This window comes from uncultured Mobiluncus sp. (assembly GCF_947254095.1).
GTDB lineage: Bacteria > Actinomycetota > Actinomycetes > Actinomycetales > Actinomycetaceae > Mobiluncus.
This window is the reverse complement of sequence record NZ_CAMYBV010000002.1, coordinates 126,061-140,790: the sequence shown is the minus strand read 5'-3', so window position 1 is coordinate 140,790 and position 14,730 is coordinate 126,061. Positions and strand designations below refer to the sequence as shown.

At 57.8% G+C, this 14,730-nt stretch carries 13 protein-coding genes and 1 pseudogene; 5 read left to right on the top strand and 9 right to left on the bottom strand.

Features of this window, described 5'->3' with window-relative positions; genetic code table 11:
- A pseudogene (locus Q0X47_RS01340) lies at positions 1-242 on the bottom strand (amino acid transporter); the annotation flags it as partial.
- Between the two features lie 98 nt (positions 243-340).
- Here Q0X47_RS01340 and Q0X47_RS01335 point away from each other — a divergent pair.
- On the top strand, positions 341-1,003 hold the full coding sequence (locus Q0X47_RS01335; protein ID WP_297721878.1) for a TrkA family potassium uptake protein: 663 nt from the start codon (positions 341-343) through the stop codon (positions 1,001-1,003).
- Positions 1,000-1,806 (top strand): TrkA family potassium uptake protein, encoded by an 807-nt coding sequence (locus Q0X47_RS01330; protein ID WP_297721876.1) that lies wholly within the window; start codon positions 1,000-1,002, stop codon positions 1,804-1,806. The genes Q0X47_RS01335 and Q0X47_RS01330 overlap by 4 nt, the downstream gene beginning before the upstream one ends.
- Here the strand turns inward: Q0X47_RS01330 and Q0X47_RS01325 are convergent.
- From Q0X47_RS01325 to Q0X47_RS01310, 4 genes are read right to left on the bottom strand one after another with little or no spacing between them, the layout of a single operon-like run.
- Positions 1,690-2,436, bottom strand: coding sequence for a DUF3159 domain-containing protein (locus tag Q0X47_RS01325; protein WP_297721873.1), 747 nt, complete (start codon positions 2,434-2,436; stop codon positions 1,690-1,692). The two genes, Q0X47_RS01330 and Q0X47_RS01325, sit on opposite strands and share 117 nt — an antisense overlap.
- Positions 2,433-2,684: a hypothetical protein gene (locus Q0X47_RS01320; protein ID WP_297721870.1), complete on the bottom strand. Its 252-nt coding sequence runs from the start codon at positions 2,682-2,684 to the stop codon at positions 2,433-2,435. The genes Q0X47_RS01325 and Q0X47_RS01320 overlap by 4 nt, the downstream gene beginning before the upstream one ends.
- A 25-nt stretch (positions 2,685-2,709) precedes the next feature.
- Complete coding sequence (locus tag Q0X47_RS01315; RefSeq protein ID WP_297721867.1) at positions 2,710-3,561, bottom strand: DUF3710 domain-containing protein; 852 nt, start codon at positions 3,559-3,561, stop codon at positions 2,710-2,712.
- Complete coding sequence (locus tag Q0X47_RS01310; protein ID WP_297721864.1) at positions 3,561-3,866, bottom strand: DUF4193 domain-containing protein; 306 nt, start codon at positions 3,864-3,866, stop codon at positions 3,561-3,563. Before Q0X47_RS01310 ends, Q0X47_RS01315 begins: the two co-directional genes overlap by 1 nt.
- A 140-nt stretch (positions 3,867-4,006) precedes the next feature.
- On the opposite strand from Q0X47_RS01310, the gene sepH reads away from it, so the two are divergent.
- Entirely contained in the window at positions 4,007-5,092 is a 1,086-nt protein-coding gene (sepH, locus tag Q0X47_RS01305; RefSeq protein ID WP_297721861.1) for a septation protein SepH, read from the top strand.
- 7 nt (positions 5,093-5,099) lie between these two features.
- Here sepH and Q0X47_RS01300 read toward each other — a convergent pair whose 3' ends face one another.
- Positions 5,100-6,275, bottom strand: a complete 1,176-nt coding sequence (locus Q0X47_RS01300) for an alkaline phosphatase family protein (RefSeq protein WP_297721858.1) — start codon at positions 6,273-6,275, stop codon at positions 5,100-5,102.
- A 77-nt stretch (positions 6,276-6,352) separates the two neighbouring features.
- Between Q0X47_RS01300 and Q0X47_RS01295 the strand changes: the two genes are divergently transcribed.
- Positions 6,353-8,899, top strand: coding sequence for a DNA topoisomerase (ATP-hydrolyzing) subunit A (locus tag Q0X47_RS01295; RefSeq protein ID WP_297721854.1), 2,547 nt, complete (start codon positions 6,353-6,355; stop codon positions 8,897-8,899).
- Positions 8,900-8,957: 58 nt separating this feature from the next.
- Here Q0X47_RS01295 and Q0X47_RS01290 read toward each other — a convergent pair whose 3' ends face one another.
- Positions 8,958-10,067 (bottom strand): N-acetyltransferase, encoded by a 1,110-nt coding sequence (locus tag Q0X47_RS01290; RefSeq protein ID WP_297721852.1) that lies wholly within the window; start codon positions 10,065-10,067, stop codon positions 8,958-8,960.
- Positions 10,068-10,161: 94 nt separating this feature from the next.
- Positions 10,162-12,273 (bottom strand): type IIA DNA topoisomerase subunit B, encoded by a 2,112-nt coding sequence (locus Q0X47_RS01285; protein ID WP_297721848.1) that lies wholly within the window; start codon positions 12,271-12,273, stop codon positions 10,162-10,164.
- Positions 12,274-12,407: 134 nt separating this feature from the next.
- Here Q0X47_RS01285 and Q0X47_RS01280 point away from each other — a divergent pair, with 134 nt between their 5' ends.
- On the top strand, positions 12,408-12,884 hold the full coding sequence (locus Q0X47_RS01280) for a GNAT family N-acetyltransferase (RefSeq protein ID WP_297721846.1): 477 nt from the start codon (positions 12,408-12,410) through the stop codon (positions 12,882-12,884).
- Between the two features lie 184 nt (positions 12,885-13,068).
- Here the strand turns inward: Q0X47_RS01280 and Q0X47_RS01275 are convergent, their stop codons facing one another.
- Positions 13,069-14,559 carry a cell wall-binding repeat-containing protein gene (locus Q0X47_RS01275; RefSeq protein WP_367178273.1) on the bottom strand — a complete coding sequence of 497 codons (1,491 nt, stop codon included), beginning with the start codon at positions 14,557-14,559 and terminating at the stop codon, positions 13,069-13,071.
- Between the last annotated feature and the right edge of the window lie 171 nt (positions 14,560-14,730).

Below are 14,730 nucleotides of genomic sequence, written 5' to 3'. Positions count from 1 at the left end.
GAATCTAAACGGTGGGTTTGTCCCAGGGAATACCCGTGGGCCAGCGTTGTTATCAGCCCGGCTATCAGGACAAACGCCACAATCCACAGGGCTACCGCCGAAAAAATCGGCCCCGAATACGCAATCAACGATGGAAAAACCGATGCCGCAATGAGGGCGGGAAACCAAAATTTCGGCGCGAAGAATGCCAGCTGGGTAAAAGTCTCCAGCCAACCCTGACGGGGAGTAAGATTCTTCAGCACGTCTCAACTTTAGCCGCTCGGATTGAAACCGGAAAGAATTTCCCTCCCTAACCCGTGAAATGTAGCCGAATTTGTGGCTTTCAGGTTATGTTTTAAGAGTGCATTTTGTAATCATGGGCTGTGGCCGCGTCGGAATCACGCTGGCGAAAGCGATTGAGGACCGGGGGCACACCCTGGCGATTATCGACAACAACACGGAATCTTTCCGTCGGCTGTACAAAAATTTCCAAGGGCAAAAGCTGACTGGTGAAGGGTACGACCGCAACACTCAGCTGCAGGCCGGGATTGAGGACGCCTACGCTTTTGCGGCGGTGGCTGATGATGACAACGCTAATATCTTGGCGGCTCGCGTGGCTCGCGAGATTTATCACGTAAAGAAAGTGGTGGCACGCATATCTGACCCGCGCCGCGCCGAGGTTTATGAACGGCTGGGTATCCCCACCGTCGGTTCCGTGGATCGCACCACCGCGTTGTTGCTGGCTCGGGTGTTGCCGCTGCCCCCGGATGTCGTGTTTACCGAGGAAACCGGGCGCTTGAGCCTGTGTCGTGTACCCGTGGGGCCCAGCTGGGTCGGTCACAAGGTTTCCGCTTTAGAGGCTGAACTGGAGATTCGGGCCGCCTATGTGCTGCGGTTTTCTAAAGTGTTGATGGTTGAAGCCTCGACCGTGTTACAGGAAAACGACGAGTTGTTTTATTTTGTTGCCGAATCTCAGCGCGAAGCGGTGGCCTCCCGTTTGGCCCGGAATTCCAAGGAGAAATGATGCTGATTGTTATTGCCGGGGCGGGCTCAATCGGCCGCTCCATCGCCAGGGAACTGCTAGCCAGGGGTCATCAGGTTACAATCGCTGACTCCAGCCCCGAGGCGATGAAAGTTTCCTCCGTGCCGGAGGCGAACTGGATTCTGGGAGACTTGTCCACTCCCGAAACGATGGAACAAGCGGGCGGGGCACAAGCCGATGTCGTCGTCGCCACTACCGGAAACGACCAGGCTAATCTGGTGATTGCGCTACTGGCCAAGACCCAGTTCGGGGTGCCTCGGGTGGTGGGTCGGATTAATAATCCTAAGAATGAGTGGATGTTCAATGAGTCTTGGGGCGTGGACGTGCCGATTTCCACCCCCCGTATGATGACTGCCCTGGTCGAGGAGGCCCTCAGCGTAGGTACCCTAGTGCCGATTTTCCGGTTCTTTAACTCCCGCAACAGATTGTTCTCGATAGTCCTTTCCGCTGATTCTCCGGTTTTGGGCCGGCCAGCGGGCGAACTGAAGTGGCCCTTGGGGGTTTTACTGACCGCAGTTATTCAAGACGGGAAAGCGCTGGCTCCCGACGCGGTCGCGAGCTTACACGCCTCAGATCAGTTGATGTTCCTGTTCCCCGAGCAAAATGAGGACACTGTAGACCAAGTCGGAAAACTTTTGACCGCCGCTCCGGCCGCGGATGCCGCGGATTCAGCGGGCGTCGTCGAGGGTGTCGGGGGTGTCGACGTCGGTAAGGCCGGAGTCGAGGAACTTCCCGTGGGTGCGGCGCAGCAGGAGCCAGCTGAGGTAGAGCGCCAAGGCGAATAGTGGCAAGCCCAACAAGATTTGGAAGGTCCCCAGCCAGGGTACGTTTCCTCCCAGGTAGAGGGGTGTTTTCACAGCCAGGCGAAGCAGGAAAACCCCCAGCCAGATGATGGTCACAGCGTAGTATGCCTGTTTATCCGCTTTCAGCCTCGGATCTGTCCGCCAGCTCAGACCTTGGGTGCGAAACCACCCGACCAACAGACCGATAACGGGGAAACGCGCCAGAATCGACACCAGAATCACGCTGGCATATACCGCATTAATAATCAGGCTCATCAAAAAGTAGTTCTCGCCTTTGCCGCTGAACATGGCCCAGAGCACGCCGATGATGACGACCCAGAACCCCGCAAACGCCTGCATAATCGAGGAATGCCCAATGAGCCGCGCGATAATCAGACCCACGGCAAACCCGAGCGATACCGCCCCGGCCTTCATGACGTCCCAGCCAGCCACAAACGCCACCACAAAAACCAGCGTCGGCCCGATGGACTCGACCATGCCACGCCACCCTCCTACTGCTTGTCGCAGGGAGAATTCTTCGGCATCCAGTCTGCCTCCCATGTTTCGACCCAGGGCATCTTTAAAATCGTTGAGCCCTGCCGTAACCGCTTCCTGGTCTTTCTCCTCGCTCATTTGGCCCCCAAGAGTTGATAATCCGGGTTAATGAGTTCCACCCCGTCCTCGCCCTGCAACGGGATTCCGCACACTTGCAGGCGGCGTCCCAAGGTCACTCCGGGAACTTCCGTCCTCCCCAGCCAGCGCACGTTGATGAATCCCCCGGCAGTTTCCAGACAAATCCGGAAAGACGGTACGTCCGTGGGAGACAGGAAAGACGTGGAAAGCACGGTGCCGACCCGGGTAATCTGTTGACGTGGCGACATGGTGAACTCACTCTGCCTGCACCGGCTAGGCCTGCTGCTCGCGCAGAGCCGCCAGCTGACGTGCTAAGTCGTCAGGCAAAACCACGGGAATGACCGTACGCGGAGTCATTGGCCGGGAACCACGCACCACCACGACCTGACGGACGGCCTGTTCCAAGGCTTGCAAATCAGGATCCCCGGCTTGCACCATGCCGTTAAAGACCAGGCGCACAAACCAGTTCGGGCCGTCCACTCCGCAATAACGAACCTGCACGCGCCCCCGGTTACCCTGTGCGTCTTGTGCCGCTAACTGTACGAACAGTTCCGTACCGAAGCTGCCCTCGCGTTCGTCGCAAGTGTTGCCCGCAGCGGTAGTTTCTCCTCGTACCTGCGCGCGCAGCTCAGGCCACAAGTGTTTCGACTTTGGTGCGGCTACCGCCAGCAGCTCTACAGCCGCCTTGCCAATCTGCATGGTCAGAGAGCCAAAAGTTTTTTCGTCCAGCGGAGATTCTGGATGAACCGCCAGCCCGGGAATCTGCGGCAGCAAAAACACTCCAAAGTTTACATACTGATTGGTGTCATGGTCAGAGAGTTGTTTGACGTCCAGTGGGCCTGCGGGTTGGTCTTTCGTCCCCGGGCCGTAAGGCAAGGCTGGGGTCGGAACGAGCTTCTGCACCAGCACACTAACGGGCTCTTCCACCGGCTCACTAGCAGGCTCTTCCACCGGCTCACTAGCAGGCTCTTCCACCGGCTCACTAGCAGGCTCCTGCACCGGCTCACTAGCAGGCTTCTCCATTAATTCACTGTTAGGGGACGGGTTCTCCAGCTCACCAGAGGAATCGTCCTCGACCTCTTGAGAAACTTTAACCGTTTTGCGTTTCTTTGAGAAAAGTCCCATCAGGCTACACCCGCACAATCCATGCACACCGGCTGGCCGTCTTCTATCCCTGCCAGCTGGGACGCATGATGCACAATAAAGCATTGCGAACACACAAATTCGTCATCTTGCTTAGGGACTACCCGAACTGAGAGTTCTTCATTGGAAAGGTCCGCACCAGGCAACTCGAAGGAATCCGCAGCTTCATTTTCGTCCTCATCAACGGAAGCATCTTCGGAATTTTTTCGCTGAGTCTTTAATTCCTCGATAGATTCCTCAGGGTTTTCCTCGTCTCGCTTGCGCGGGGCATCATAATCGGTAGCCATTGCACTCCCTTAAAAGTAATAGTTTCGGTGCGTCGCGATATTAGCACTACTTTAAGGAAATTGCGACCTCTCGGCAACGTTACGGCGGGTTGACGTGAAAACTGCCTACGATTTTGGCAATGTGTAGTTTAGGAGGAAATATGCGCAGTCTTTCTTTACTTGGAATTCATACTGACAGCGAGCACCTCGTCTTGGTTGACGCAGACGGTGAGCGCTTCCTTTTACCCCTTGACGAAGAGCTGCGCTCCATCGTGCGCCAGCAGCGCCGAAAAGTCGTAGCAGCCCTGTCTGCCTCTGACGCTCAGGACTTACGTCCAAAAGACATTCAAACTTTGATTCGCGGCGGTGCCTCTGCCCAAGAGGTCGCCACCAGTGCCGGTCTGGACTTGGCACAGGTCAAGCGCTATGAAGCCCCAGTTTTAGCGGAACGTATCTATGCCGCCCGTCAGGCTCGGGAAACTCGTGTTTCCCCGGAAAAGGACGCGCCGGCCTTGGGCGAACTGGTGATTGATCGTCTGGCCACCCGCGGAGTTAGCCCCACATCTCTGAGCTGGGACGCGACCCGGCAGCCCGGCGAGAACTGGTTGGTCCACCTGGAGTTTGTGCAAGATGCCAAAGCGCTGGAGGCGAACTGGGATTTTGACCACGAAAACCGCACGTTGACGGCATTGGACGAACAAGCGCGCTGGCTGACCGAGACCGCCACCCCCGCCGGTTCCGACGCCCTGTTGAACCGGGGACATTTCCGTTTTGATTTCGACCCAGAGGCTGAGGCCTCCCCCAGCACTACCACAAAATCTGTCCCGGCACAGTCTCCGGAAACCAGCGCCACCGAAGCCTTGCTAGATGAGTTGAACGCCGCTCGGGGAACCCGGCTTTCCGTGGTGACCGGGGACGAAGAGGACGACGTTTCCGCGATGGAAGCCGCTATCGCCTCCGGGTTTGCTCCCGACGCTGAGACCGCGCCGCCAGCTGCACCCGCCCCGGACGCCGCTTCGGATCAGCCAGACGCGGATGTTTTGCCCCTCGACACCGCGAAACGCCAGTCCTCCAAAACTGCTCAGCCAACCGCACGGACTACAGAAAACGGTGTGTTGCCGGGGATGGAGGATTTGCAGCCAAATCCAGCTCAGCCTCCCGCCGATAGTGCCAAACACACCACGCGCCGGGGTCGTGCCGCCATGCCCTCATGGGACGAGATTCTATTCGGCTCTAAGACCGACTGAGACATTCTCAGCTGCAATAACGCAGCATCGGGACACGCATTTCCTGTTCGCTCAAGCCTCCGTGCAAGCCTTTCATCTGGAACACCTGTTCTTTGAAAAAGCGTGAATCCAAGGTTTGGCCTGTCCCCGCGGCGAACACCACCACATCGCCCAACAGTTCCGTTCGGCGCACCGCGGTGCCGTTATAGGAGGCAAATAACGCCTCAGTTTCGTTGCGATTCAACACTTTGGCTTCGGGCAGCAGCGTCTGCAGACTAACTTGTAGCGCCGCGGCGGATCCCGGTTTGGCATGGACGTGCAGGGCTCGCCCCTCTCCGCTGGTGTCGGCGATGAAATCTGCCGCCGCAGTCTTCGCCAAATTCACGGTAGCCTCTGGGGACGTGTTCAACATGCCGTGGTCCGCGGTAATGATGACCCTCACACCAGGTGCCAGGCTATCCAGCATGATTCCAACCGCGCGATCGGCCTTTTCCAGGTTCTTCACCCACTTCTCAGACCCCACTCCGTAGCCGTGTCCGGCATGATCGACTTCTGCCATATAGAAATACGTCAGTCCACCCTGTTTCGACACATTTGCGGCGTCACGGGCTCGCGCATCCAAGTTTTCCGAAGCCACGTAAGTGGCGCCCCGCAGAGCAGCTCGCGTCAGTCCGCCGCCGATAAATTTTTTCGGCCCCAACGCAAAAGCCGGAATTTTTGCCGCGCTGAGACGTTCAAACCAAGTCGGTTCGGCTTGGAATTCCTCTACTCCTCCCGGATACTCCTCGAAAGTAATCAAGTTGAATTTCGCCTGCGCCACCGGGTCTATCAACTGGTAGGACAACATATTGTGCCGTCCGGGGGCCATGCCGGTCAGGGTAGAAGTGATGGCGGCCGCGGTAGTGGAGGGGCATACACTGCGGCCGGTCAAGGGCTGCTCTGAGGCTGCGGCGGTCTTCACCAGGGCACGTAAGTTCGGCGCGTGTCCCAGATATTCGTTCAAGTTCCACCACCCCAGTCCGTCAATCAACACGAGGACGATTGGGGCGCCGGCGGGGTTGCCCGCCGCATTCGGAGAGGAGGGCAGCCCCTGAGGTAAACGGGGCCATCCGGCTGCCTCGAACTCGCTTACCAGCAGAGCGTCGAGGCGCAAATCAGAATCGTCCGCGGCCATGATTTCAGTGTGAAATTCCGTCTCACTCACCCTTCCATTCAATCATTTCCGGCCTCGCCGGTGTGGCAAGCGGCGTAAGAGCGGGAAAAATCGTAAGAATTGATGTCATGTCTGACTCCCCCCTCGAACACATCCAAGACATCGACATTAACGAGGAAATGGAGCACTCGTTCCTGGAATATGCCTATTCAGTCATTCATGCGCGTGCCCTGCCCGACGCGAAAGACGGGCTGAAACCGGTCCAGCGCCGCATTCTGTTCCAGATGAAACAAATGGGGCTGACCCCGGACAAAGGGCACGTGAAGTCGCAACGCGTCGTGGGAGACGTGATGGGTAAACTGCACCCGCATGGGGATTCGGCTATATACGATGCCCTAGTGCGCCTGGCCCAGCCTTTCACCATGCGCGTGCCGCTTATCGATGGTCACGGCAACTTTGGCTCGCTAGATGACGGTCCCGCTGCGGCGCGCTACACGGAGGCTCGACTGGCTCCCGCCGCCCTAGCTCTGGTGGATGATTTGGACGAGGATGTTGTTGACTTTGTGCCAAACTATGACAATCAGCTCACCCAGCCCGCGGTACTCCCCGCTGCGTTCCCGAACCTGCTGGTCAACGGCGCGAATGGCATCGCGGTGGGCATGGCCACCAACATTCCGCCCCACAATGTGGGCGAAACCATCAACGCCGCCATCTACCTGCTGGATCATCCGCAAGCCGATACCGCGGAACTCATGAAGTACTGCCCTGGCCCGGACCTTCCCGGCGGTGGAATTATTGTGGGCTTGGACGGAATCCGCGAAGCCTACGAAACCGGGAGAGGAATTTTCACCACTCGTGCCCGGGCCACAATCGAGCAGGTCACGGCCCGCAAGCGCGGCATTGTCATTACCGAACTACCTTACCAGGTAGGTCCCGAAAGGGTTGCTGAAAAGCTGAAAGAAACTGTCAGCTCCGGAAAGGTCAAGGGTGTTTCGGGCTGGCAGGATTTATCTGACCGGACTCACGGAATGCGCCTGGTGGTCGAGGTTAAGAACGGATTTCATCCCGAGGCTGTTTTGGCTTCGCTGTACAAGTACACTCCCCTGCAGGAATCCTTCGGCATTAATACGGTCGCCCTGGTCGATGGCCAGCCGCGCACGTTGGGACTGAAAGCAGCCCTGCAAGTATTTGTCGATCACCGCATTGAGGTCACGCGGCGGCGCAGCGAGTTCAGATTGAAGAAAAAGCAGGAACGCCTGCATTTGGTCGATGGATTGCTCATCGCCGTACTGAACCTGGACGAAGTCATCGAGGTCATTCGGACCTCCGATGATTCCGCCGCAGCCCGCCAACGTTTGATGACGGTGTTCGATTTGTCCGAAGCCCAGGCGGAATTCATCCTCGAGTTGCGGTTGCGCCGTTTGACCAAGTTTTCTCGGCTGGAACTGGAGGCAGAAGCTGACGAGCTGCGCCAAGCGATTGCCGAGCTGGAACAGATTTTGGCGTCCACCGAGAAACTGCATGACGTGGTGCGAAATGATTTGCGCCAAACCGCGGCAAAACTGTCCACACCGCGGCGCACCGTGTTGATGGAAGAGGACGGTTCGGCCGTGGCGGCTTCCGAAGACGCCGCGCTGCCGGTTTTGGGGGCGATGACGGTTACGGATGTGCCCTTGGAGGTTCCCGATGTACCCTGCCGGATTGTCCTGGGTGCCGACGGGCGGGCTATCCGCTTGGCGCATACCGGTCCCGTGACACGCTTAGAGGGATTCAACAGTACGGTCGCCGGCTCTATCTTGACCCATACGCGAGGGTCCTTTGGGGTCGTCACCTCATCGGGTTTTGTGGTGCGCCTGGACGTGTTGAATCTTCCTCCGGGGGAAAAGTCCCCGCTGGCTGGCTCTGCCAGCTCCGGTGTTGCCGGGTCAACAGATTCGACTGAGACGGCAAGTGCCGCGGACAACGTTGCGGAGAGCCTCGCGGAAAGCGCACCCCCCTGGTCTTTTGACGGAGCACCGCAGCTGTCAGCCGCAGCACGATTGGAGGACGGAGAAACCGTAGTCGGTATCCTCACTTTGGATAAAGACGAAACGGTCGGTATGGTGACCGAACAGGGCATCGTGAAGCGGATGCGTCCGGACTATCCCAGCACCCAAAACCGGTTTAGCATCATCAACCTGGAAGACACTGACCAGCTGGTCTATGCCGGGGCTTGCCCGGACGACGCCCAAATCGTGATGATTTCGACTGATGCCCAGCTGCTGCGCACCCCGGCGAGTAAAGTTCGCCCCCAAGGGCGCAACGCGGGCGGGGTCGCGGGTATGAACCTGAAAGAAAATACGCGGGTTATTGCCGGGGCAATCGTCCCTGATGAGCTGGTCGCGGCTACCACCGTGGCCACCGTTGCCGCCATTATGAACGCCATGCCCGGAGCAAACCAAAGCTCCATTAAGCTCACGCCTCTGGATCGCTATCCCGTGAAGGGCCGGGGCGCACAAGGGGTGCGCGTGCAGCGTTTCCTCAAGGGCGAGTACGCCCTCGATATGGCTTTTGTCGGTCCGGATCCGATTCATGCCGTAGACGCCAAAGGTAAACCAGTCAAACTGCCGGAACTGGACGAACGCCGCGACGGTTCCGGCTCGAACTTGAAATCTGATATCGCCTATTTTGGTTGATACCGGATTTTAATATATTTCTTTTTTTGCCTGGTGGAAACAAGCCGAGAGCGATACATTACGCTCCCGGCGGGGCTTGGGGAACCCTACGCCCTGTTTTCTCTCCTTTTCGGGTCGGCAGCGCGGCGGCTGACTGACGGTTCATCTGGGCAACTTCCTCACGCAAAATTGAGGAGTCCACGGGCTTCTGCGCCTCGACAGGCAGATTCACCACCCACTCGGTCGAGCCTCCCGTAACTTCATACCCAAAATCAGTATAAAGTTTTGCGACTTCAGTCGGGTTTTCTTGATCCAACCCCACCGCCGCGAACTGCATTCCCGATTCCTGGTAAGCCGCAATGGCGTGTGACAGCAGTGCCGCGGCGACCTGGGTTTCCGCATAATCGGGCAGGACTCCCAGGATTTCGGTATAGCCTTGAGTGAACCCCATCGCCTCCCAGTCCTGCTCGTAGCGAGCGGAAAGCAGATAACCCGCGACCTCGGCTACATCGCTGGACTTGTCCAAGGCGATAAAAGACCATTCGGGAGCAAAGAAGGGCCGGTTCGACTGCCACGTCTGCAGATCTTGGGCGGGAGCACCTGCCGCCAGGGCCATCAGCTCATTGTGAGCCCGGCGCACATGGTCATCGAAATCCGCAGACCACGGGATAATTTCCAGATACTGGCCGGGTGCCACCAGTTCCCCCGGTGCTGCCAAATCTCGGCGCAGTTCCAGGTAAGTATGGGCGGGCTGAAAACCGCTGGCTCGCAATTGCGGTTCGGCGTCACTCGCTGCTTGGTCCACGAAACACACAATCTGGGCCGGTCGCGGCTTTTCCGCCAGCATGGCGTGAGCAGTTTGAACTTCCCATTGAAAGATGATGGAACCGACTCCGCGATTCCGCCAACTCGTCTCTACGCCCCCGGAACAGATGGCCTGGACTCCATCGGTTTCCTCAACACGCACGATGGCGTAGGCGACCATCCGCGAGTCTTGGTCCCAGGCGCTCAGGCCACAAAAATCGGATTGAAAAATCGAATCAACTTCTGCCTGCGAAGTACGATAGGGCGGATTGTCGATACGTTCCATATCGACTATGAGCCGCATCAGGTCCCGCTTATGCGCGGCTTCCAGCGGTTTCCAGGTGATGCCTGGAGTAGCGGCTGGGGAAGCAAAAAGTTGAGCCAAATCTCTCCCTCGCTTGTTAGGAGCCGTTGCCGTGAGCTTGGTTAATGTGACCGGTGAAAAAACCGCATATCAACCTGGAGCTTATCTGACGATTCTAGGCGTCAATCATCTCGGCGTCCAACTTAGAGGCTCCCTCGATAATGAATTCCCGCCGCGGCGGCACTGCTGAACCCATCAATAGCTCAAAGACTTCTTCCGCCCGGTTGACAGCGGCTTCATCACTTAAACGGATTCTCCGCAGCGTGCGGTGGCGCGGATCCATGGTCGTTTCCGCCAGCTGGTCAGCGTCCATTTCGCCCAGACCCTTGTAGCGCTGGATGGGTTCCTTATAGGTTCGCCCGGTCTGCTCCAGTTTCCCCAGTTCCTTATGCAGCTGGTCCTCGGAATAGGTGTAGCGGAACTCGCCCGGCGTCTTGCCTTTCGCGTTGACCTGAATCCGGTGCAGCGGCGGAACGGCCGCAAAAACCCGGCCTGCAGCAATCATGGGCCGCATATAGCGGAAGAACAGGGTCAACAGCAGCGTGCGGATATGCGCCCCGTCCACGTCCGCATCCGTCATCATGATGACTTTGCCGTACCGGGCTTGTGAAATGTCGAAAGTCCGCCCCGACCCGGCCCCAAGCACCTGGATAATCGCCGCGCACTCCGCGTTCGCCAGCATCTGGGCGGTTCCGGTCTTTTGCACGTTGAGGATTTTTCCGCGAATCGGGAACAGGGCTTGAAATTCGGAGTTCCGGGCGGCTTTCGCGGTACCGAGCGCGGAATCGCCCTCCACAATGAACAGCTCGGATTTCTCTACGTCGTCGCTGCGACAATCCACAAGTTTCGTCGGGAGAGTCGAGGTTTCCAGCGCGTTTTTCCGCCGCGTAATCTCTTTGGACAGTCGGGCGGACAGGCGCGAACGCATCTCGGCCACGATTTTGTCCAGAAGTGCGGAAACTTGGTTTTTGTCCTCGCGTTTCCGGGAGTTCAGCTTCGCTTCGAGCCCCTCAGTCACGACTTTGGTCACGATTGGCTTGACTTTGGCGCTGCCCAAGGCTTCTTTCGTTTGCCCCTCGAATTCGGGTTCGGGCAGGCGCACCGTGATGACGGCGGTCATGCCCGCCAGAATGTCCTCTTTCTCGATTTTCGATTCTTTAGCGCCCAGTTTCAGGCGGCGCGAGTTGGCTTGGATTGCCGCGCGCAAGGTTTTCACCAGCCCCGCCTCGAAGCCCGCCAGGTGCGTACCGCCGACCGGGGTCTCGATAATGTTCACGTAGCTTTGTTCCACGGTGTCGTAGCCCACTCCCCACCGCAGTGCCACGTCGACCTCGCAGGTGCGTTCCATCTCTTTGGGTTCCAGGTGACCCGTTTTCTGGTTCGGCACTTGCACGATTTCCGTAAAGGTACCGCTCCCCTGTAGCTGCCAAGTGTCGGTGATGGCCCGGTCCGGCGCGAGATAGTCCACAAAGTCGACTGTACCGCCCTTGTGCAAGAACGTGTCGGTGAGGGTTTCCTCCCCACGCAGGTCGGTGACGGTGATGGATAATCCGGGAACCAAGAACGACGTTTTGCGCGCCCGGTTGGACAGGTCCTCGTAACTGAAGTCAACGTCCTTGGGGAAAATCTGAAAATCTGCCCAGAACCGTACCCGCGTCCCGGTGGTGCCTTTCTTAACCTTGCCGAGTTTCGTCAGCTTTGAGGAGTGCTCGAAAGGTTGGAAAGCGTTGTTGGGGTTCAGTTCCGCCGTGTCACTGAACACCCCGGGTTCGCCCCGGCGAAACTGCAGACCGTGAGTGTAACCGCCACGGTCTACCGCCACGTCCATACGGGCGGACAGGGCGTTGACCACCGAGGCTCCCACCCCGTGCAGGCCTCCCGCGACCTTGTACAGACCGGCATCGAATTTGCCGCCCGCGTGCAGTTTTGTGTACACGACTTCCACACCGCTCAAGCCCGTGCCGGGCACTTCGTCTATCGGCACCCCGCGTCCGTTGTCGCGCACTTCCGCCGAATGGTCGGGATAAAGCACGACTTCGATGTGGTCGCAAAACCCCGCCAGGGCCTCATCAACCGAGTTATCGATGATTTCCCACAGGCAGTGCATAAGTCCGCGCCTGTCGGTCGAACCGATATACATAGCGGGACGCTTGCGCACCGCCTCCAGCCCCTCCAAGACGGAAAGGTGGTGAGCGGAGTAATCCGAGACATCTTTTGCAGTAACCACGGGCTATATCCTATGCGTAGCGGCGCCGCGCTGCAGGTTGCCTTGCCGAGCGTCCCGCTTTTTGGCTCCCGTGCCCTCGGTTTTTGCTCTGTGTGGCCCCGTAAACCGCTGGTAGACTAAAAGGCCGATAAGGCATGAAACCCACGACACAGGAGGCGTCACCTTTGGAGCTCAAGGTTAAGACTTTTGCGCAGCTTAGCAACACGGAACTGTATGCGATTTTGAAACTGCGGGTGGATGTTTTCGTGGTCGAACAGGCTTGCCCTTACCCGGAAATTGATGGGCGCGATGAGGGTTCTCTGCACGTGTGGCTGGAACAGGACGGCGAAATTCTGGCTTACCTGCGCGTCTTGGATCGCGGCGTGGAGAGCGAATATGTCGCAATCGGCCGCGTCATTGCCGCGCGCCGCCGCCAGGGCTTGGGTTCTGAAATCATGAAAGCAGGAATACGTGTGGCTCAAGAGCGTTTCCACGCTGAGGCCATCTATCTGGAGGGACAGGTCTATGCCCAGGGGTTCTATGAAAGCCTCGGGTTCCGCCAGATTTCCGAACCCTACTTGGAGGACAATATCCCCCATATCAAGATGTTGCGCGAGTCTGACCCGAGCTAAACGCCGCCCGCACCGGCTGGCACCGCACCGAAGACCGCGCGGAGATTTTGTTTAGCGCTGCTGGGCTCCGGGCAGTAATTCGAGCGCTAATTTGGGCATAAGTTGGGGGTGTCTGCCTTGCAGCAGACACCCCCAACATGGTCAGGAATGCGAGTTTCTGACCATCAGCCAGTTTCAGATGCGGCTAAGCTATAGCAGTCCACCAGTACGGATTGTTTTCGGTCGAATTCTCACCATCCCAATAGAAACACTTTAAACCAGTAGAGTCAGCGGCACAGGAATAGGCTAAACCCGGAACACCTCCTCCTTCGAAGCGTTTTCCGTAGGGGAAGGGTTTGGCCCATTCGGGATGTTCAGCACCTTTACGGCACTGAGAAGGATATAAAGCAAAGACATCTGCATCCTCGTTGTTGGGTTTGGGTTTGGCTGCAAGGAACGTTCCAAAACCGTAAATAGCCGTAGGATCCGTCATGTCACCGTAATCTCGGTAATTCGGATCGGTGAACCAGCGTTGCGCGTCGCTCAAATCCTCAAACTTCCAAGGCCACATATCCAGAAGGCGATGCGGAGTCATGCCAGTGTAAGGTTCGGCTTTAAAAACCATCGGCAGCCCAATACCATCATAGAAAACACGGAATTCGTCTCCATCGCTCAGGCAGTACGAATACGAAGCGTTGCCCCTCGGTAACTGCTCGGGTTCGCCCGCTAATGGGTAGTTGGCGCGCATTTCTGCCAGGGTCATGTCTGCCAGTTTCGGTTTGGGGATTACTCCGGTGGTGGCGGCTTGGACGGTAACATCGGGCATGACTCCGGTCCCGCCGATAATCATCAGTTTGCTAGCACCCAGGGCGTCAGCTTTCGCTTTCACACCCTCCCCGTTAGCCGGACTCAGCAGGATAACTCCGTCTTTGGCGGCTCCAGCGACCATCGCGTCTTTCAACGCGGTACCCGACGCCAGGTACACGACACTGCCGGACTTTTGAGCCTTAGCATACTTAGCGATAGTGAACGCGGTCTCATACCGGTTCGCCCCCGCCAAACGAGCCGTCGCTTTCCCACCAGCAGCCATGTTCAACACACTATCCGGCACAACAGCCGTACCCCCCAGGGCGGTAACCTTGGGAGCTTTCAGTTCGGAAACAACCCCCGGCAACGCTGCCGCGGAAGCATCATTCGTAAACGTCAAAATCGGGCCATCACGCAACACACTCGCTGCGACCGCGTCAGGAGAACCCGAACCCACATTCTTCGTCACATACACATTCTTCGGGGTACCGTTAACCTTCACCCACTGTTTAGCGATAGCCCCCGCCGTAGCATTACGATCCGCCCCCGCCAAACGAACCACTTCCACACCGCTGGCTTTCGCCTGGTCCTCAATAGCCTGCGGCACCGCACCCACGCCACCAAGCAACACAATCTTGCCGGGTTTCACCCCACCCAGATTCAGACTCTTACCATCAGTCAACACCACCGGGCCGTCCCCAATAGTCGCCGCTGGTAGCGCATCCACCGGGTTACGATTAGACGCCACATACACCACCGGCCACGCGCTCCCCCACGTATGCTTCGCCACCGCCAAAGATGTCTCCACCCCAGACGGGCCAGCCAAACGCTCATGAGCCAACTCACCAGCCACCGCCGGTACTACTGACACACCAGCCAAACCAAGCATGGAACCAGCCGCAACCAGCCCCACCAGCCACTAAGCCTGTTATCACGCGTCTACGCGTCATCAAAATCCTCCTTATCGAAAAAACTATGGAACCCGGCTAGCCCCTCATGAACCCGGAACCCAGCCAGAAACCAACGAACTCAGCAACTACGCTACCCCCGCCCCGACTTT

Coding starts and splice junctions, on each gene's coding strand:
- Q0X47_RS01310 (WP_297721864.1), bottom strand. CDS start 3,866: ATGGCTACCGATTATGATGCCCCGCGCAAGCGAGACGAGGAAAACCCT.
- Q0X47_RS01320 (WP_297721870.1), bottom strand. CDS start 2,684: ATGTCGCCACGTCAACAGATTACCCGGGTCGGCACCGTGCTTTCCACG.
- Q0X47_RS01325 (WP_297721873.1), bottom strand. CDS start 2,436: ATGAGCGAGGAGAAAGACCAGGAAGCGGTTACGGCAGGGCTCAACGAT.
- sepH (WP_297721861.1), top strand. CDS start 4,007: ATGCGCAGTCTTTCTTTACTTGGAATTCATACTGACAGCGAGCACCTC.
- Q0X47_RS01330 (WP_297721876.1), top strand. CDS start 1,000: ATGATGCTGATTGTTATTGCCGGGGCGGGCTCAATCGGCCGCTCCATC.
- Q0X47_RS01315 (WP_297721867.1), bottom strand. CDS start 3,561: ATGGGACTTTTCTCAAAGAAACGCAAAACGGTTAAAGTTTCTCAAGAG.
- Q0X47_RS01295 (WP_297721854.1), top strand. CDS start 6,353: ATGTCTGACTCCCCCCTCGAACACATCCAAGACATCGACATTAACGAG.
- Q0X47_RS01280 (WP_297721846.1), top strand. CDS start 12,408: ATGAAACCCACGACACAGGAGGCGTCACCTTTGGAGCTCAAGGTTAAG.
- Q0X47_RS01275 (WP_367178273.1), bottom strand. CDS start 14,559: ATGCTTGGTTTGGCTGGTGTGTCAGTAGTACCGGCGGTGGCTGGTGAG.